Source organism: Richelia sinica FACHB-800 (genome assembly GCF_014698825.1).
In the GTDB taxonomy this organism is placed as follows: domain Bacteria; phylum Cyanobacteriota; class Cyanobacteriia; order Cyanobacteriales; family Nostocaceae; genus FACHB-800.
Window position 1 is genome coordinate 47,515 of sequence record NZ_JACJTT010000008.1, and the last position, 17,769, is coordinate 65,283.

15 protein-coding genes, 1 tRNA gene and 1 other annotated feature are annotated in these 17,769 nt (G+C 41.2%); of the genes, 11 read left to right on the forward strand and 5 right to left on the reverse strand.

The genetic code is table 11. The features are described 5' to 3' along the window. Positions 1 to 41: 41 nt before the first annotated feature. Complete coding sequence (locus H6G73_RS08665; protein WP_190603338.1) at positions 42 to 2,975, forward strand: UPF0182 family protein; 2,934 nt, start codon at positions 42 to 44, stop codon at positions 2,973 to 2,975. Between the two features lie 112 nt (positions 2,976 to 3,087). Here H6G73_RS08665 and H6G73_RS08670 read toward each other — a convergent pair whose 3' ends face one another. After that, on the reverse strand, positions 3,088 to 3,366 hold the full coding sequence (locus H6G73_RS08670; RefSeq protein ID WP_190603340.1) for a hypothetical protein: 279 nt from the start codon (positions 3,364 to 3,366) through the stop codon (positions 3,088 to 3,090). 720 nt (positions 3,367 to 4,086) lie between these two features. Here H6G73_RS08670 and H6G73_RS08675 point away from each other — a divergent pair. Further along, positions 4,087 to 5,058, forward strand: coding sequence for a sensor domain-containing diguanylate cyclase (locus H6G73_RS08675; RefSeq protein ID WP_190603342.1), 972 nt, complete (start codon positions 4,087 to 4,089; stop codon positions 5,056 to 5,058). A 124-nt stretch (positions 5,059 to 5,182) separates the two neighbouring features. Here H6G73_RS08675 and H6G73_RS08680 read toward each other — a convergent pair whose 3' ends face one another. Together H6G73_RS08680 and H6G73_RS08685 are read right to left on the reverse strand one after the other, a co-directional pair. Further along, entirely contained in the window at positions 5,183 to 5,491 is a 309-nt protein-coding gene (locus H6G73_RS08680; protein WP_190603344.1) for an RNA recognition motif domain-containing protein, read from the reverse strand. 217 nt (positions 5,492 to 5,708) lie between these two features. Then, positions 5,709 to 6,251: a phycobiliprotein lyase gene (locus H6G73_RS08685; RefSeq protein ID WP_190603346.1), complete on the reverse strand. Its 543-nt coding sequence runs from the start codon at positions 6,249 to 6,251 to the stop codon at positions 5,709 to 5,711. A gap of 483 nt (positions 6,252 to 6,734) precedes the next feature. Here H6G73_RS08685 and H6G73_RS08690 point away from each other — a divergent pair, with 483 nt between their 5' ends. Both H6G73_RS08690 and H6G73_RS08695 read left to right on the forward strand, forming a co-directional pair. Then, complete coding sequence (locus H6G73_RS08690) at positions 6,735 to 8,060, forward strand: efflux RND transporter periplasmic adaptor subunit (RefSeq protein ID WP_190603349.1); 1,326 nt, start codon at positions 6,735 to 6,737, stop codon at positions 8,058 to 8,060. Positions 8,061 to 8,112: 52 nt separating this feature from the next. Next, the gene (locus tag H6G73_RS08695; protein ID WP_190603351.1) at positions 8,113 to 11,316 is read left to right on the forward strand and encodes an efflux RND transporter permease subunit; all 3,204 of its coding nucleotides are present in this window, start codon (positions 8,113 to 8,115) and stop codon (positions 11,314 to 11,316) included. A 249-nt stretch (positions 11,317 to 11,565) separates the two neighbouring features. Here H6G73_RS08695 and H6G73_RS08700 read toward each other — a convergent pair whose 3' ends face one another. Further along, positions 11,566 to 12,624 carry a glycosyltransferase gene (locus tag H6G73_RS08700; RefSeq protein ID WP_190603353.1) on the reverse strand — a complete coding sequence of 353 codons (1,059 nt, stop codon included), beginning with the start codon at positions 12,622 to 12,624 and terminating at the stop codon, positions 11,566 to 11,568. Positions 12,625 to 12,797: 173 nt separating this feature from the next. Further along, positions 12,798 to 13,736, reverse strand: a complete 939-nt coding sequence (locus H6G73_RS08705; protein WP_190603355.1) for a glycosyltransferase family 2 protein — start codon at positions 13,734 to 13,736, stop codon at positions 12,798 to 12,800. A gap of 174 nt (positions 13,737 to 13,910) precedes the next feature. Between H6G73_RS08705 and rplS the strand changes: the two genes are divergently transcribed. From rplS to rplJ, 7 genes are all read left to right on the forward strand, one after another. Further along, positions 13,911 to 14,273: a 50S ribosomal protein L19 gene (gene rplS, locus H6G73_RS08710; protein WP_190603357.1), complete on the forward strand. Its 363-nt coding sequence runs from the start codon at positions 13,911 to 13,913 to the stop codon at positions 14,271 to 14,273. Between the two features lie 146 nt (positions 14,274 to 14,419). Beyond that, positions 14,420 to 14,492: transfer RNA gene (locus tag H6G73_RS08715), tRNA-Trp, on the forward strand. A 188-nt stretch (positions 14,493 to 14,680) separates the two neighbouring features. Then, on the forward strand, positions 14,681 to 14,902 hold the full coding sequence (gene secE / locus H6G73_RS08720; RefSeq protein WP_190603359.1) for a preprotein translocase subunit SecE: 222 nt from the start codon (positions 14,681 to 14,683) through the stop codon (positions 14,900 to 14,902). Next, on the forward strand, positions 14,902 to 15,534 hold the full coding sequence (nusG, locus tag H6G73_RS08725; RefSeq protein ID WP_190603361.1) for a transcription termination/antitermination protein NusG: 633 nt from the start codon (positions 14,902 to 14,904) through the stop codon (positions 15,532 to 15,534). The genes secE and nusG overlap by 1 nt, the downstream gene beginning before the upstream one ends. A 6-nt stretch (positions 15,535 to 15,540) precedes the next feature. Further along, a complete protein-coding gene (gene rplK / locus H6G73_RS08730; RefSeq protein ID WP_190603363.1) occupies positions 15,541 to 15,966 on the forward strand; it encodes a 50S ribosomal protein L11 in 426 nt (141 codons plus the stop codon). 127 nt (positions 15,967 to 16,093) lie between these two features. Further along, positions 16,094 to 16,810, forward strand: a complete 717-nt coding sequence (gene rplA, locus H6G73_RS08735; protein ID WP_190603365.1) for a 50S ribosomal protein L1 — start codon at positions 16,094 to 16,096, stop codon at positions 16,808 to 16,810. Between the two features lie 110 nt (positions 16,811 to 16,920). Then, positions 16,921 to 17,084 (forward strand) — a sequence feature (ribosomal protein L10 leader region). A gap of 131 nt (positions 17,085 to 17,215) precedes the next feature. Beyond that, positions 17,216 to 17,758 (forward strand): 50S ribosomal protein L10, encoded by a 543-nt coding sequence (gene rplJ / locus H6G73_RS08740; RefSeq protein ID WP_190603367.1) that lies wholly within the window; start codon positions 17,216 to 17,218, stop codon positions 17,756 to 17,758. The last annotated feature ends 11 nt before the right edge of the window (positions 17,759 to 17,769 follow it).

Genomic DNA, 17,769 nt, shown 5'->3' on the forward strand with positions numbered 1-17,769 from the left:
GGAAGAAGTACGGGTGTTTTCGCAGTTTGAGTGATTGATGAATGTTGAGTAAGCGGCTGTGGCAAGGGTTAGTAATTTTTTTAGCAGTTTTACTTCTGTTCCATCTTACATCCCATCTAGTGGCAGAGGTTTTTTGGTTTCAGGAAGTTGGCTACACGCAAGTATTCTGGCTGAGGATAGTGACTCAGGGTAGCTTGTGGTTGATGGTTGTCAGTATCAGTGCTGTCTATCTATGGTTAAATTTGGCTTTAGCACATAGATGGAAATATCCTTCGTCTCATGATCTGGGAGAAGTAAAATTTAGTCAACAACTAACAACCTTTCTTAGTCCCCAATATACCAGTAGTAATAGAGCAACTAAAAGTGAAAGCCGATTTTTACCGATGAAATTGCGCTCCTTACTACCCTTGACCTTGAGTTTAAGTATATTGGTGGCATTGATACTAGCCCACTATGGGACTATTTCCCTGACTTACTGGCAAAACGGAGTAAATCAGCCGAGTAATTTAAACGTTCCTACCCTTTTTAACCTAGAAGCCATCTTCAACTGGGGAAAAATCGTCATTTCTCCAGATTGGTTTTTGGCTATAGTTTTTACTATAGCGATCGCTATCCTCATTTATCCCCAATTTTTACTATCAGCCATTGCCGTGATTCTCAGTTTGGGTTTTGGCTGGGTCATCTCTCAACATTGGTCAGAGGTTATCTTATTTTTACACCCTATTCCTTTTCAGCAATCTGAACCTTTATTTCACAAAGATATTAGTTTTTATATATTTTCCCTGCCCATTTGGGAACTTTTGGGATTTTGGTTAATGGGATTATGTTTATATAGTTTGCTAGCCATCACTTTGACATATCTATTATCAGGAAACAGCCTCAGTCAAGGAAGATTTGCAGGATTTTCACCACAGCAACAACGCCATTTATTTGGGTTACTTGGTGGCTTCATGTTGATTGTGGGTTTGAGTAATTGGTTGCATCGATATGAATTAGTTTATTCTGATCGGGGTGTAAGTTTTGGTGCCAGTTACACCGACGTGAATGCCCAGTTACCTGCGGATACAGTGTTATGTGTGTTGGCAGTAGCGATCGCATTTTATATCTTATGGCGTACAATCAAATGGCAATCGCAACATCTTCAGCAGCGCCTTCTGGTTTATTTATTGAGCTTATATAGCTTTTTATTATTGCTGGGAAACATCATTATTCCCTCTGCAATACAATCTTTTATTGTCCAACCCAATGAATTACAAAGAGAGCAAAAATACATTGCCCGGACTATTGCCATGACCCGGCAAGCATTTGCTTTAGATACTATTGATACACTCACTTTTAACCCCCAAGGTAAATTAACAGAAGCTGATATTCAAGCTAATGATTTGACCATTCGCAATATTCGCCTTTGGGGTAAAGAACCATTATTAAAAACAAATCGTCAATTACAACAAATTCGTCCCTATTATCGTTTTCCCGATGCTGATATTGATAGATATACAATCAAAACCGCAGGTAATCCCTCAACCACAGAAAAACGCCAAGTATTAATTGCTGCCAGAGAATTAGATTACAATGCTGTTCCCCAACAAGCGCAGACATGGGTAAACCGCAACTTGATTTACACCCATGGTTATGGCTTCACCATGAGTCCAGTTAACACAGTTGCACCTGGTGGTTTACCAGAATATTTTGTCAAAGATATCATTAGCAACGACAGTATTCTCAATACTTCTAGTCCAGAAATTCGAGAGAGTATTCCCATTGGTAAACCACGGATTTATTACGGTGAAATTACCAATACCCATGTGATGACGGGGACGAAAGCTAGAGAATTAGACTATCCCAGTGGGAGTGATAACGTTTATAACACCTACGATGGTACAGGTGGAATTAAAATCGGTGCTTTCTGGAAAAGATGCTTGTTTGCAGCTTATTTGCAAGACTGGCAAATGCTGTTTACACGGGATTTTTTACCAGAAACAAAGGTATTATTTCGGCGGAATATTAACCAAAGAGTACGTGCGATCGCACCTTTCCTCAAATTTGACAGCGACCCTTATTTAGTGGCTGCTGACGCAAACCCAGGCACCGCACAGGGCAATTATCTTTACTGGATAGTGGATGCCTACACCACCAGCGATCGCTATCCCTATTCAGACAGAGATAAAAATAGTATTAACTATATTCGTAACTCCGTCAAAGTTGTGATTGATGCCTACAACGGTACAGTCAACTTTTATATTGCTGATATTAACGACCCTTTAATCACCGCTTGGAGTAAAATTTTTCCCCAAATGTTCCAACCCCTACAGGCCATGCCTGAAAATCTCCGCAGCCATATCCGCTACCCTGTAGACTTTTTTAAAATACAATCGGAACGGTTCATGACCTACCACATGACCGACCCCCAAGTATTTTACAACCGTGAAGACCAATGGCAAATTCCCAATGAGATTTATGGTAGCGAACCTCGTCCTGTCGAACCTTATTATTTAATTACCAGTCTTCCCAATGTTTCCTTTGAAGAGTTTCTCCTCTTTCTTCCCTACACACCCAAACAAAGAACCAATTTAATTGCTTGGTTAGCTGCACGTTCCGATGGAGAAAACTACGGTAAACTTCTTGTCTACATCTTCCCCAAAGAACGCTTGATTTACGGTACAGAACAAATAGAAGCACGAATTAACCAAGACCCTGTCATCTCTCAACAAATTTCCCTCTGGAATCGTCAAGGTTCAAGAGCAATTCAGGGTAACTTATTAGTAATTCCCATCGAACAGTCATTACTTTACATCGAACCTATTTATTTAGAAGCAACCCAAAATAGTTTACCTACATTAGTGAGAGTAGTTGTAGCCTACGAAAACCGTATTGTGATGACCCAAACCCTAGAACAAGGCTTACAAGCCATATTTAAACCCGAACTTACCCCAGCACCAGCTATCATTCGACCAGTAGAAACAGAAATTCCTTAACTTAGAAAAAATAAAGGTGTAGGAAATAATTATTCAACCAATAATTACTCTATATTCCTACACCATCATCCAGCATGAATAAATTAATTCTGTCTTCTAGTTGCACATTAATCTATCGATAATCTGGCAAGAAGACAAATCCTTTGAGATAGACAGGATATTTGCGATAATCTTTATCGCCACCATTGGAATCAAAGTCATCTCCACCTCTGGATCTGCCTCCACCAAAGTCATCTCCACCTCTGGATCTGCCTCCGCCAAAATCATCTCCACCTCTGTTTGTTCCTCCAGGAAAATCACTATCACTCCTGGTTCTGCCTCCACTGAGTAACTCTTGTTCTTCTGTAGATAAATCTACCAAAAATCCAGATTGAGTAACTGAAGTTGACATAGTTAAGCCCTCTTTTTATGTATTCTCAGGTCAGGAAAATCCTGCCTATTCATATTTTTAAAATAAGTCTAAATCATATTCAATAAGGCTCAGGGTATAAAAATGAATCTGCTAAATTATAGCTTTTGAGCTATAAGAAATTTATGCTTTTGGCTCATGTAAAAATCGATAAATCATCTGCATTGAATTATTCTTGAATGGAGTTTCACAGAGATTAAAGAGACAGAAATTTAAAAACTCTTGCTAAAAATATGGCTATTTCTATAATTTCTTTGTTAGACTGCATTTTTCGTGATTTTATGTCTCTAAATAACGCTGCGTAACCACTTTAGCGATACCTGGTTCATATCTTCACCAATGAGGCACACTTTGGTACTGAATTGGTATTACATCTGGCATATAAACCGTGGTTTCATGACAGTAATGATTTAAGGCATAGGCGATATTTTAGCGCAATTTTAGCGCAGTAATTAATTTCTGTGTTGGCGTTTCAGAAATATATCAGGAGTAATATTTTTTATAACAGTGAATATCACCAATTAATCAAGATTTATATCAAGACATGGATTTTTATAATTGCGAAAGTTAAAATTATAACAATTAGTATTTATTGGCAATAAATTTTTCTATAAAGATAAAAAAACTACTTAATCCAATCAGGTAAATATTAACAATCTAATACCTGTCAAAAAATAGTAGATTTACATAACAGATAAAGATATGGACGACATTGATAATATTTCTTGCCTAGAGGTGCTAGATAATCTATATGATGGAATTTACTACGTCAACAGAGAAAAAGAAATAGTATTTTGGAATAAAGCAGCAGAAAAAATCACAGGTTACTCAAAAGCCGAAGTCATCAATAAACGATGTTCAGATAATATCTTGCGACATGTTGACGATTCTGGACATGAACTGTGTTGTTATGGTTGTCCGTTAGCTAAAGTTATTCAAGACGGATTACCTAGAGAAGCCACTGTTTATTTACACCACAAGCAAGGTCATCGAGTACCAGTCATCGTGAAAATTACACCCATTTACAACGCTAATCACAAGATTGTTGGGGCAGTAGAGCTATTTTCAGATGCCTCTAACACTATGAATGTGGTCAGAGAAATAGCCATTCTCCGCAGAGAAGTCTTCATAGACCAACTAACTGGTATAGGTAATCGTAAATTTGCCGATATGAATCTGCGTAATCTGTTTGAAAACCAGGAATTTTACGGCATTCCCTTTGGTATCTTATTTATAGATATTGATAATTTTAAACACATTAATGATGAATACGGCCATGAAATTGGTGACCGGGTTTTGGTGATGGTAGCCAAAACCATTGCTAGTAGTCTACGTCAGCCAGATATTGTTGCCAGATGGGGAGGAGAGGAATTTATTATTATGATTCCCAAAATTCCTGAGAATAAACTTTTAGAAATTGCGGAAAGAGTGAGAGTTTTAGTAGAAAAAACTTGGTTAGATATAGAAGAAAAAACTATTTCTGTAACAGTTTCTGTTGGTGGCACAATGTATCAAGAAACTGACACTATCTCTACATTAATTAATCGGGCTGATCAAAATATGTATTTAAGCAAAAAAGCTGGTAAGAATTGCATTTCTATCGATCATCAGTCATTATCCATAGGTCAAAACCAAATCAAGTTTAATCAAGAGTCATTCCAGCAATGGCATTAATTTTTATCAACTTCAGATATCTTCAACTAAAAATTCCCCCCACCAAACAGGTGAAGGGAAGTTTATCATCTTCTAGAAGATAGGGTTGATGCTATGAATGTACAACCCCTCATTTCTGAAAAATTTAGTAACGATTACGGCCACCGTAACCACCACCACCACCACGATTACCACCAAAAGAACCTCTATCTTCTTTTGGCTTGGCTTTGTTAACTTTCAGGTCACGACCCATCCATTCTGCACCGTCTAGTGCTTCAATGGCTGCTGTTTCTTCTTCTTCTGAACTCATTTCTACGAAAGCGAAGCCGCGTAAACGTCCGGTTTCACGGTCAGTAGGCAACTGAACTCGCTTAACAGAACCGTATTCTGCAAAAACGCTGGTTAAAGCGTCCTGTGTAACTTGGTAAGAAAGATTTCCTACGTAAACTGACATGGACTATCTCCAAGGATCATAAGAGTGTAGAGATTGATACTTCGGAGAGTAGTCTGTAAAATACCAAAAGGGAAAAGGCCTGTTAATACTAAGAACAAAGCAATAATCGCCGAATTAATCTCAAACACTATCATGACACAAAAACTAGCTGTTAGGCAGGAAATTTATAAATTCATTACTTTTGCCAATGCTAGTTAGTGGGAATCATTTAATTCGCTTAATCCGCTATTCTTTTTTCTAAATATTGACCAATCATTAACTGTTCACCAGCACGGGAAATGATGGATTGTCTGGTACGGTATTTGCTGCCAATTAACTTGATTTCTTCTTCAAAGACCGAATTATGGTATTCAGTTCGCAAACATAGGGTTTGGGAACTAGGAAAATGATATTGAGCGGTTACAGGTTTGGTTGTAGCGAAACCGCGATCGCGATACAAGATATTTCCCAACGCACCAAACAGGGTTAAACCTTGGGATTCTTTCCTAGCTTTACCGACATCTGTGCTGTCCCAAGTGACTTGAGCACCACAGGTCAAACTCTCTAAATCTGCCAAGTCGTGTAATTGAGCTAGTTTTTGCAACTCTTCACATCCCTGCTCTAAAAAGCGAATGGTGATGATGCTCTCTATTTCCCGCGTTTCACCTTGGGGAAGGGTGTAATAGCGTCGTTCGGAATGCCACTGACCCGCTGAAGCCTGGAAAAATGCCGCAATCTGCTGTTCGCTTAGAGTTTGAATAATAGTTAGCTTGGATGTCACTCGTTACCTTCCTCAGTAATTCGTGAATTTTCGCTTTTTTACTCTATAATCTGCCAATAGCTCGTCTAGCTATAGCTTATAGTATCTTAAAAAGCAATTTTTGTTTACTCTTCTTAATATAAAGGTAAAAATCTGAAAAATGCTAGTCTTATGGCGCACATTTTCCCAAAGAGCTTGGGCAAGCCCCATCACAAATAACCCATGTGCCCTGATTCATGACTTTTTACCTATTACATCTTGTAGGCAAAATTTTTATACTACTTTTATAATTGCTTCTGGTGCTAGAAATTAGATACATCCTCATCAACAGGTGATAAGAGAAAATTCTGACGTTTTTTTTAACCATAAATAGTATTCATGAATACATTTATTGCTGGTTGAAAAATTGCTGAGATATTTTCACTTTTGCCTGTAATTCATACCAACTAAAAATAGATTTTTATCAACCAGCTATTTTCAGACATCCTCTGAGGCAAAAAGCACATGATTTTGGCAGGAAAAAAGCCGCAATCAAGGGTCAAAAAACCAAGTACCAAATCTACCAGCCGATTGATGAATAACCAGACTTTATTGATTTCCTGTGTGTTGGGACTAGGATTATTAACAACTAGTTGTGGCTCACTACCTAAAGAATCAGCGGAAGCCCAATCTAGACGACCAAGGGGTGAGAAAAAAGCAACATCTGTAGATGTAGCGATCGCTCGTACCAACTTATTACGCTCCCAACCAGACTATATTGGGAATACTGCCCCTTATCGTACCGTGTCAGTGCGATCGCAAGTTGAAGGCAGACTACTAGCACTTAACCTCGATGTCGGTGATAACGTTAACAAAGGGCAAACCATCGGCCAGTTAGACGACACCTTGCTAGTTACATCCTTCAAGCAAGCCGAAGCCGAACAAGCGGCCCGCGAATCAGAAGTAGCTAGGGCCAAAACTCAAGTTAGTAATGCCCAAGCAGAAGTAGAAAAAGCCAGATTGGAACTAGTCCAAGCAGAGGCAGACTCCCAAAGGTTGCAAAAATTATATAAACAGGGAGCAATCGCCGAGCAAAGCGCCCAACAAGCCAAAACTAGAGCTAAAACCGCCGCTCAAGCCCTACGAGCCGCTATGGAGCAAGTACGCACCGAAAAACAAGCCGTAGCAGCTGCCCAAGGTCGAGTATTCTCCCAAAAAGCCGCAGTTAGTGCCACCCAAGAACGCCGTTCCTATGCCCGCCTATATTCTCCCATCACCGGCGTAGTCACAGAAAAAATTACAGAACCAGGTAACTTATTACAGCCAGGTAGCGAAGTTTTAAAAATTGCTGACTTTAGTCGCGTTAAAGTGGTGGTGCAAGTTTCCGAATTAGAACTAGCCAGCATTCAGGTTGGTCAGTCTGTACAGGTGCGGTTAGATGCCTTTCCTGGCAAAACCTTTGTGGGGAAAGTAGAACGTATTTCCCCTGTTGCAGATGCCACAGCAAGATTAATCCCCATAGAAATCGTCATCACCAACAGTGATGGCAAAATTGGTAGTGGACTCTTAGCTAGAGTAAATTTTGCCTCCCCAACACCACAGCGCGTTGTGGTGCCCCAAATAGCTATTAGCGAAAGTAAATCTAATAGCCCCACACAAACCCTGTTTACTATCCAAGAAAGAGAGGGCAAAGCTAAAGTCAAAGCCAAAACAGTGACTGTAGGCAAAACAGCCGATGGCAAAGTAGAAATTTTATCTGGGTTAAAACCTGGAGAAAAATATGTTGTGCGTAGTAGCAAACCCCTCAAAGATGGGGAGATGGTGAATTTATCAATTCTGTCAGAAAAATAGAATTTTCAATTAGCAATTTCTTGATTAAATCCTGATTTTTCAACTCCTCAAAATGCAGCAAACAAAACATCTGAGTGGATTTAGTATTAGTGCTATTTCCATCCGCCAACATATTGGTACACTCATGTTGACCTTAGCTGTCATCGTCCTGGGTGTATTTTTCATTTTACGTTTACCTGTAGACTTACTCCCGTCAATTACCTATCCCCGCATTGGTGTGCGAATTGAAGCCCCAGGCATCTCCCCAGAGGTAGCAATTGATGAAGTCACCAAACCCCTAGAAGAAGCTTTTTCTGCCACTGAAGGTGTGATTCAAGTCTTTTCCCGCACTCGTGAAGGTCAAGTCAGCTTAGATTTGTACTTTCAACCGGGAGGTAATATTGACCAGGCCCTCAATGATGCTACGGCAGCTTTTAACCGTGCTAGAAACCGTTTGCCAGACACCATTGAAGAACCACGCATATTTAAATTTGATCCGTCCCAAGCCCCTGTGTATGAACTAGCATTAACTTCAACTTCCCTCGAAGGAGTTGATTTGCGGGTATTTGGGGAAGAAGAATTAGCCCGCGAATTGGGTGTAGTTCCAGGAGTGGCAGGTGTAGACATATCAGGAGGAGTGAGAGAAGAAGTACGGGTAAATATTGACCTAGACCGTCTCCAAGCTTTGGGTGTGGGTCTAACGGAAGTTATCAACCAACTCACCAACCGTAACCAAGATATTTCTGGTGGTCGGCTTTTAGGAACAAATTCTGAACCTTTAACCCGCACTGTTGGCCGCTTTCAAAATGCAGAAGATATTAGTAATCTTTCCTTTGAAGTTACTAATCCTAACTCTAATGCTAAAAATCGCGTTTATTTGCGAGACTTTGCGGAAGTTATAGATGGTGCAGAAAAACAACGAATTTATGTTTTTCTCAATGGCGATGAAGCCGTAAAAGTCAGTATTCAAAAGCAGCCAGACGCTAATACCATCACCGTTGTGGATGCGGTGAAAAAACGACTAGAAGAATTAAAACAATCTGGTGTAATTCCCCCTGGTGCCAATCTAACACCCACTTTAGATGAATCCAAATTTATCCGTGATTCTATCGCCAATGTTACCAGTTCTGGATTAATTGGGTCAGCATTAGCAGCGATCGCTGTATTACTATTTCTCGGTTCTCTCCGCCAAACCTTAATTATCGTTCTGGCCATTCCCCTAGCTACCTTAGCTGCCATTATTTTAATGGGGTTATTTGGCTTATCCATCAATGTATTTAGCTTAGGTGGTTTAGCCTTGGGGGTGGGAATTGTGGTTGATAACTCCATTGTAATGCTAGAGAACATCGCCGAAGGGGCTGGTTTAACTCCTGGCAAAATCACCAGAAGTCGGTTAAATAAACGCCAACTGATTGACCAAGCAGAACAAAGTAGTCGGGAAGTAGAATCAGCCTTAATTGCATCTACCAGTACCAACCTTGTAGCCGTATTACCATTTTTGTTGATTGGTGGTTTTATCTCTTTATTATTCAACGAGTTAATTCTCACTATCAGCTTTGCTGTGGCAGCTTCCATCTTAATTGCTGTCACCATTGTGCCGATGTTAACTTCCCGGTTGCTGGGCATACCCTTTTCTAGTTCTCTGAGCAATTTTTGGCTATTACAAGAATTTAATCTGCGGTTTGATGCGGCAACTAGGGCCTATGGCGGCTTCTTATCAGGTGTACTGCACTGGCGATGGTTAACTATAGCGATCGCTACTATGCTATTAGGTATCAGTAGTTGGTGGATGCTGCCCCAAATTCCCCAAGAAATTCTCCCTCGCATCAACACTGGACAAGTCACCTTATTTGCCCAATTTCCCCCCGGCACACCCCTAGAAACCAATCAAAAGGTGATGAAAGCGGTTGATGAAATTCTCAGCCAGCAGCCAGAAACAGAATATGTATTTTCTAGCATTGGTGGTTTTTTCTTTGGTAGCAACACCACCGCTAATCCCCTACGTAGTTCTAGCACCATTACCCTGAAGCCAGGTAGTAGTGTAGACACCTATATAGAACGAGTTACCCAACAATTTAACAAACTCAACTTAGTCGATATTCGTCTCCGTCTTGCCCCTGGTCAAGTGCGGGGTTTAATTCTCAACAACTCCCCCACACGTAATGCCGATGTTGACCTGATTTTGCAATCTAATAACGCCCAGGCATTAGAAACTACAGGCCGTGACTTATTAGCCACCTTAGAAGAAAAAGTCACCTCAGTCAGATTTCGTCCTGATGCCGATGCACGTCAACCTGAAATCAAAATTCTTCCCGACTGGGAACGAGTGGCCAAAGTCGGTTTAAATACCAGAGAAATTGGTCAAACTATTCAAACTGCCATTGAAGGTAGCGTCCCTACCCAACTCCAACGGGATAACAGATTAGTAGATGTTCGTGTCCAATTAAACGAAACATCCGTTCAAACAGCTTCTCAATTGGCAAGAATACCTTTATTTGTAGAAGACAACTATCAAATTCGCTTAAGTGATGTAGCGACCATTGTAGAAGGTCAAGCACCAGGAGAAATTCAACGTATTAATCAACGTCAGGTCTTCTTAATTGCAGGCAACTTAACGGAAGGTGCTAGCCTCAGTCAAGCTTTAGCCCAAGTCAATCAAGTGGTGAATGATTTTGATTTACCTGAGGGAGTTACCATCCTACCCAGTGCCACCGCGGAATCAAATCAGCAATTACAATCTTCCCTGCAACTGCTAGGTGGTTTAGCAACCTTCCTCGTATTTGTAGTCATGGCAGTACAATATAACTCCCTCATTGACCCATTAGTCATTATGTTTACCATTCCCCTGGCCTTAGCAGGAGGAATTTTTGGACTCTACATCACTAACACACCCATCGGTGCTACCGTCATCGTCGGTGCAGTTTTATTGGTGGGTATTGTGGTGAACAACGCCATTATTATGGTGGAACTAGCCAATCAACTTCGAGAAAAAGACAAAATCGACCGTCAAACAGCCATTTTAAAAGCCGCACCCCAACGCCTCCGCCCAGTTTTAATGACCACCATCACCACCGTGTTAGGTATGTTTCCCCTAGCTTTAGGAATGGGGGATGGTTCGGAATTTCTCCAACCGTTGGGAATAGTCGTCTTTGCTGGCTTATCCTTAGCCACAGTGCTGACTTTATTTATCATTCCCTGTTTTTACACTCTGCTGCACGACCTACTCAGTTGGCGCTGGGCAAAACCTTTGTTGAAGTTAGTTAGTGGCAATTCATAGGATGGTATCAGGAATTCAGAAGTTCAGGAGTATGCCTACGGCACGCTGCGCGAACAGAAGTTCAGGAGTTCAGAAGTTCAGAAGTTCAGAATTATGGCTGCGCCACGCTACACGAACAGGAGTTTAAAAATGCAAGAATTAAACAGTAACGGTATGAATTATTCTGCAACTTCTGTACGGGCGGGTTTACCAAAATTCTCGTTCATAGTTGATGATATCTGTAAACCCGCCCCTACTGCCTCCTATCTCCTATCCCACCAACTCCCGATATATAGCCAAAGTTTCCTCATGAACGCGGGCAACATTCAACCATTCTAGGTTTTGTTTTGCCCGGTGCTTCCACTCTTGGAGTCTATCGGAGTTGCTTAATAACTGGGCTAAAGCTTCTGCTAAAGCCTGACTATCCTTAGCTGGTACTAATACACCAGCTTTTCCATTATCTAAGGCTTCAGGAATACCATCTACCTGTGTAGCGACAATAGCCACCCCTGCTTCTCTAGCTTCCGAAAGCACCAAAGGACAGGGGTCACGGTGGGAAGCTAGGACAAAAATATCGCCAGCTAGGAGATAGGATTGCGGTTCTGGTTGAAATCCTTCAAAATGGATGCGATCGCTCACCGCTGTTTTCTTGGCTTGAGCAACAAACATCTCTTTGTCTGGCCCATTCCCCACTAAATATAAATGCACATCAGGAAAGTCTGGCGCAATTTTCTCAAAAGCGGCAATTAATTCTGCTATGCCCTTCCGTTCATACATTCCTGCTACAGTAGCGATTGCTGGACGTTGTAATTTTAAAGGCTCATACTTGGATATTTTTCTCGTCCTTGGACTCCCCAACGTCCCATTTCTCACCACCCGCAGCTTATTTTGGTTAATACCACGCCGTACCATCGAATCTTGAACAGCCTGACTCACCGCTATGACCCTTTCTGCCAAACCCATCAATACACTGGCACGCTGGAATTCATTATGTACCGTAGATACTAAAGCATATTTATAACCCAGACGGAAAGTGCTAGCTAAAACTATCCCCGTCATCATATGGGCATGAACAATCTGCGGCTGGAATTTTTTGATCATACCTCGATACGCGATCGCTGCCTTTATTAAATTGGCAGGATTTCTACTTAAATCTAAAGAGTAATGTTGGACTCCAAATTTACATAATAATTCCTCATACTCTCCTCCCGCCGAAATTACAGCCACATCATGACCACTTTCAGCTTGTAGACAAGCCAGATCCACTGCTACATTGACAATTCCATTCCCGATTTCTTGAACATGATTCAATATATGTATGATTTGCATAACCTTTAAAAGGCATTTTAAAACTTTAATTGAGACGACAATTCCTATCTATCATATCTTTTTTAATATTTTTAATTTGTATTAAAAGCCCTATTCTTGGCTAATTTATAATCTTTAAATCACTCTTGTCGATATCTTTAAATAAAAGATTTTTTAGGAAAATTATTTTCAATTTAGTACAAAACAATTTTTCTAATATTTAACTTATTCAATTTGCATCTACGCATGATCAAAACACAGCATAAAATTTTCCAAGCATTCAGTGAAAATATCCTCATATCCATTAGCGATAAGAAACCTTTTAAATTTCTCTGCTTCACAGCAACCATCAGCCAATGTAATTGTAAATAAGCCGTAATCTCTTCAAACTTAGGAATAGATGAACGATATTTTTCATTTACTAAAGCATAAATTTTCTGCTTAACTGCCACATTGGCAGTCAACCGCTCAGATAAGGAAATTTTTTGATTAAATGCACCACTCCACATAGTACGATAGGCTAAACATTGATTCAGGAAAATTGCATCGCCGAACTGGGAAATGCGAATCCAAGAATCAATATCATCACAATTAGTATTAAATGTAGAATCCCATCCACCAGTTTCCATAAACACATCACGACGACAAGCAACTTGTACTGGTGTCCCAAAGGGTAAAACATCAAGCAGCATCCCGTAGTGAATATCTGCCTGAGGAGTGTAATAAGCTAAACCTGGCCCAAATCTAGGAGTTTTGCTCAGTTCCACACCATTACTTTCAACCTGAGCCGCAACACAAGAGCAAATCACAGCCTCAGGATGCTTTTTAATGGCTTTAGCCATTTCTTCCAAGCAATGGGGGGCAAGATAATCATCATCATCCAAAAATTTGATCCACTCACCCCTAGACTTGAGCACTCCATCATTTACCGTCGCTGCATGGCCAAGATTTGCTTGATGACGATGATAAACAACTTTATTACCTAAACTTTTGACAAAAGCTTCTGTTTCATCAGCAGAGCAGTCATCTACCACCAATATTTCACAATCTACTGTTTGGTTACATGCAGATTCTATAGCTCGCCTAAGTAAATTAACACGATTATAGGTGGTAATTACGACAGTAAATAACATATCAACATATAATTGTACCACTTTGTCAGTGTATCACTTGTATCATTTTTAATAAATCAGTCAAATTTGGTAAATTTATGGTGCATGTCGTCTGAAAAAACTTTTGGCTGGACTCTCAGGCATTAATAGTTTTATGATTAATGATCGTGAGATTTTTCAGAAGAAAAAGAAGCCATGAACGCTCAAGAGATTATCCGCTCTATAGAAGCGGAACAATTAAAGTCTAATTTGCCTGATATTTACGTTGGTGACACAGTTAAAGTCGGAGTCAAAATTAAAGAAGGCGATAAATACCGTGTCCAACCTTACGAAGGAGTAGTAATTGCTAAACGCAACGGCGGTATCAACGAAACAATTACAGTCCGTCGAGTTTTCCAAGGTGTGGGTGTTGAGCGGGTGTTCTTATTGCACTCTCCCCGGATTGAAAGCATTAAAGTTATCCGTCGTGGTAAAGTGCGTCGTGCCAAACTCTACTATCTACGCGATCGCGTTGGTAAAGCAACTCGTATCAAACAACGTTTCGACCGCGCTCTGTAATTCCCTCCTGCCCAGGAGAGAAGTCTGTACTAGTAAGCGGCATCTGCCGCTGATTTGCTTTTTCCCAAAAATTCTGTTATAATCACAAACGAATTGTGTTAAACTAGAAAAAGTTCAGCGCAATCACTGAAACCAAGATAGCTTGTGCGCTCTTAGTTCAGTTGGTAGAACGCAGGTCTCCAAAACCTGATGTCGGGGGTTCAAGTCCTCCAGGGCGCGCTCAACAGGAAAAAATATTGCCCGAAGCAAAAACGCTCATGCTTATCCAGCAAAAAGCGTCTATTATTTCGGGTATAATTATTTTTTACTAGCAGCTTTCTTGTGTCCAGAACATAAGGTCGAAGCTGAACACCTTAGTTCACTAAAACAAGGTGATAGCTATCTAAGAAACGGGGGGTACAACGACCGTGGCCAAAAAAAACGAAGCAGAAATAGCAGAAACTGCCAATGGCTTTAGCTTAAACAACTTCATCCAAGGCATTAAAGAAGAACTGGAAAAAGTAGTTTGGCCCAGTCGCAAGCAGTTGGTGAGCGAATCAGCAGCTGTGTTATTAATGGTGACGCTCTCCGCCTCTTTGATATACTTGGTCGATGGATTGTTTGCTTGGGCAGCAAAACAGGTATTCTGATGAATTCTGCAACAGACGAACCACGCGACTCGGAGTTGCAGTCTGAGGAAGCACTAGAAACAGCGATAAAAGAAGCACGCTGGTATGCAGTGCAAGTGGCCTCTGGCTGTGAAAAGCGCGTAAAAACAAACTTAGAGCAACGCATCCAAACTTTTGACGTAGCTGACAAAATCATCCAAGTAGAAATTCCCCACACACCTGCGGTGAAAATTCGTAAGGATGGCAGCCGTCAGCATACAGAGGAAAAAGTATTCCCTGGTTATGTTTTAGTGCGGATGATAATGAGTGATGATACCTGGCAGGTGGTACGTAACACCTCCCACGTCATTAATTTTGTGGGAGCGGAACAGAAGCGTGGTAGCGGCAAAGGACGCGGCCACGTTAAGCCATTACCCCTGAGTCACTCAGAAGTAGAACGTATATTCAAACAAACCAGTGAACAAGAACCAGTAGTCAAAATTGATATGGCTACAGGTGATAAGATAGTCGTGCTTTCAGGCCCATTCAAGGACTTTGAAGGCGAGGTGATTGAAGTTTCCCCAGAACGGAGTAAGCTAAAAGCTCTGCTCTCGATCTTTGGACGAGATACACCAGTAGAATTGGAATTTAATCAGGTAGAAAAACAGAGCTAAATACCAATGGCGAAGAAAGTAGTAGCGGTCATTAAATTGGCCCTGAATGCTGGAAAAGCCAACCCAGCACCGCCAGTGGGCCCTGCACTGGGTCAACACGGCGTGAACATCATGATGTTCTGCAAAGAGTACAATGCCAAAACCGCTGACCAAGCTGGTATGGTAATTCCCGTCGAAATCTCCGTTTATGAAGACCGGAGTTTCACCTTTGTACTCAAAACTCCTCCAGCATCAGTTTTGATTCGGAAAGCAGCGAAGATTGAAAGAGGCTCCAATGAACCCAACAAAAAGAAAGTTGGGAAAATCACCAGAGCACAGTTGAAGGAAATCGCCCAAACCAAACTTCCTGACCTCAATGCTAACGACATTGATGCAGCCATGAAGATTGTGGAAGGAACCGCCAAAAACATGGGTGTAACAGTCACAGATTAGGTGACAGATGACAGGTGACAGGTGACAGTAAATAAGAAAATAACTACTAACATCTGACAACTGACCATTAACAAAAACATTATCGGGGGAGAGGCTAACAGCTTCGAGATGACCCCAGGAGAAAAGAATGGTAAAAAAAGTATCACGCCGTTTACAGGCGTTGCAAGCCAAAGTAGAAGATAAGGATTATGCTCCTTTAGAAGCTTTAGCATTGTTGAAAGAAACAGCAACAGCTAAGTTTCCTGAAGCTGCGGAAGCACATATCCGTCTAGGGATTGACCCCAAGTATACAGACCAACAATTGCGGACAACGGTAGCACTGCCCAAAGGTACAGGGCAAGTTGTGCGGGTGGCGGTTATTGCTAGAGGGGAAAAGGTCACAGAAGCAACCAATGCAGGTGCTGATATTGCTGGTTCTGAAGAACTGATTGACCAAATTCAGAAAGGCATGATGGACTTTGACAAGCTCATTGCCACACCTGATGTAATGCCTCAGGTAGCAAAGCTTGGTAAATTGTTAGGTCCCCGTGGTTTGATGCCATCTCCTAAAGGTGGTACAGTAACATTCGACGTTGCAAGTGCGATCGCTGAATTCAAAGCTGGTAAATTAGAATTCCGGGCTGATCGGACTGGTATCGTCCATGTTATGTTTGGTAAAGTTTCCTTCTCGCCTGAAGATTTGTTAGTCAACCTCAAGGCGTTACAAGAAACCATTGACCGTAACCGTCCTTCAGGCGCTAAAGGTCGTTACTGGCGGTCGCTGTATGTTTCTTCCACAATGGGTCCCTCGATTCGCATCGATGTCACAGCCCTCAGAGATTTAAAACTGACCGACGCAGCATAAATTGAGATTTGAGAGTTAGGATTTGAGATTGGCAGTTGGTAACTAGAGAATTGGTTTTTCATCTATGATTAACTTTCGATCTCAAATCCAAGATTCAAAATCCACAATCCAAAATTTAATATGCAAAGCCGGAGACAGCAGGTGCTAACAGCTTAATACCCTGCCGAGGTTGCTACTTTAATCGCCTGAAGTTTGAACAACTGTTTAATCACTGTGGCGTTAAACGTAATAATCTCCGACCCCGGCCCATCAGCTGGGGTTAATTGTTTTCGGTGGGTCAGAACCAGGTGAAAATGAAGCAAGGGAGTTGGGGAAAGCAGAGAATAGCTTATACCCACTATCCATTCCCAATCATTAATCACCAATTACCAGTTCGATGATTTTGCCCTTGGAGGTGAAATAAGCATGGGTAGAACACTAGAAAACAAAAAAGAAATTGTTGCTGAACTCAAAGGCACTTTGAGCGAGTCAACTTTGGCACTGGTAATTGATTATCAAGGGCTAACAGTTGCAGAAATCACTGACTTAAGGCGGCGGCTACGTCCTAGTGGCACAATCTGTAAGGTGACAAAAAACACCTTTATGGGTATTGCCATTCAGGACGAAGAAAAATGGCAGCCTCTATCAGAGTTGCTCAAAGGTTCATCCGCCTTTTTGCTAGTCAAAGAAGACTTTTCCTCAGCGATTAAAGCGTATCAAGACTTCCAAAAAGCTACCAAGAAGACAGAACTTCGCGGTGGTGTGATGGAAGGTCGTCTGCTCAAAGAAGCTGATGTAAAAGCTCTGGGAGACCTACCATCCAAGGAACAACTCATGGGTCAAATTGCTGGTGCTATCAATGCATTAGCATCCAAGATTGCTATTGGCATCAACGAAGTTCCTGGGTCTTTGGCTCGCTCCATTCAAGCTGTCGCTGATAAAGAAAATAGCGGTAGTGCTGAAGGGTAAAAGTGAAAAGG

Bases quoted from the DNA above. Each gene is read 5' to 3' on its own strand.
- H6G73_RS08680 (WP_190603344.1), bottom strand. From the start codon at position 5,491: ATGTCAGTTTACGTAGGAAATCTTTCTTACCAAGTTACACAGGACGCT.
- rplK (WP_190603363.1), top strand. From the start codon at position 15,541: ATGGCGAAGAAAGTAGTAGCGGTCATTAAATTGGCCCTGAATGCTGGA.
- H6G73_RS08665 (WP_190603338.1), top strand. From the start codon at position 42: ATGTTGAGTAAGCGGCTGTGGCAAGGGTTAGTAATTTTTTTAGCAGTT.
- rplA (WP_190603365.1), top strand. From the start codon at position 16,094: ATGGTAAAAAAAGTATCACGCCGTTTACAGGCGTTGCAAGCCAAAGTA.
- H6G73_RS08690 (WP_190603349.1), top strand. From the start codon at position 6,735: ATGATTTTGGCAGGAAAAAAGCCGCAATCAAGGGTCAAAAAACCAAGT.
- H6G73_RS08700 (WP_190603353.1), bottom strand. From the start codon at position 12,624: ATGCAAATCATACATATATTGAATCATGTTCAAGAAATCGGGAATGGA.
- H6G73_RS08705 (WP_190603355.1), bottom strand. From the start codon at position 13,736: ATGTTATTTACTGTCGTAATTACCACCTATAATCGTGTTAATTTACTT.
- rplJ (WP_190603367.1), top strand. From the start codon at position 17,216: ATGGGTAGAACACTAGAAAACAAAAAAGAAATTGTTGCTGAACTCAAA.
- H6G73_RS08695 (WP_190603351.1), top strand. From the start codon at position 8,113: ATGCAGCAAACAAAACATCTGAGTGGATTTAGTATTAGTGCTATTTCC.
- rplS (WP_190603357.1), top strand. From the start codon at position 13,911: ATGAACGCTCAAGAGATTATCCGCTCTATAGAAGCGGAACAATTAAAG.
- H6G73_RS08675 (WP_190603342.1), top strand. From the start codon at position 4,087: ATGGACGACATTGATAATATTTCTTGCCTAGAGGTGCTAGATAATCTA.
- H6G73_RS08670 (WP_190603340.1), bottom strand. From the start codon at position 3,366: ATGTCAACTTCAGTTACTCAATCTGGATTTTTGGTAGATTTATCTACA.
- nusG (WP_190603361.1), top strand. From the start codon at position 14,902: ATGAATTCTGCAACAGACGAACCACGCGACTCGGAGTTGCAGTCTGAG.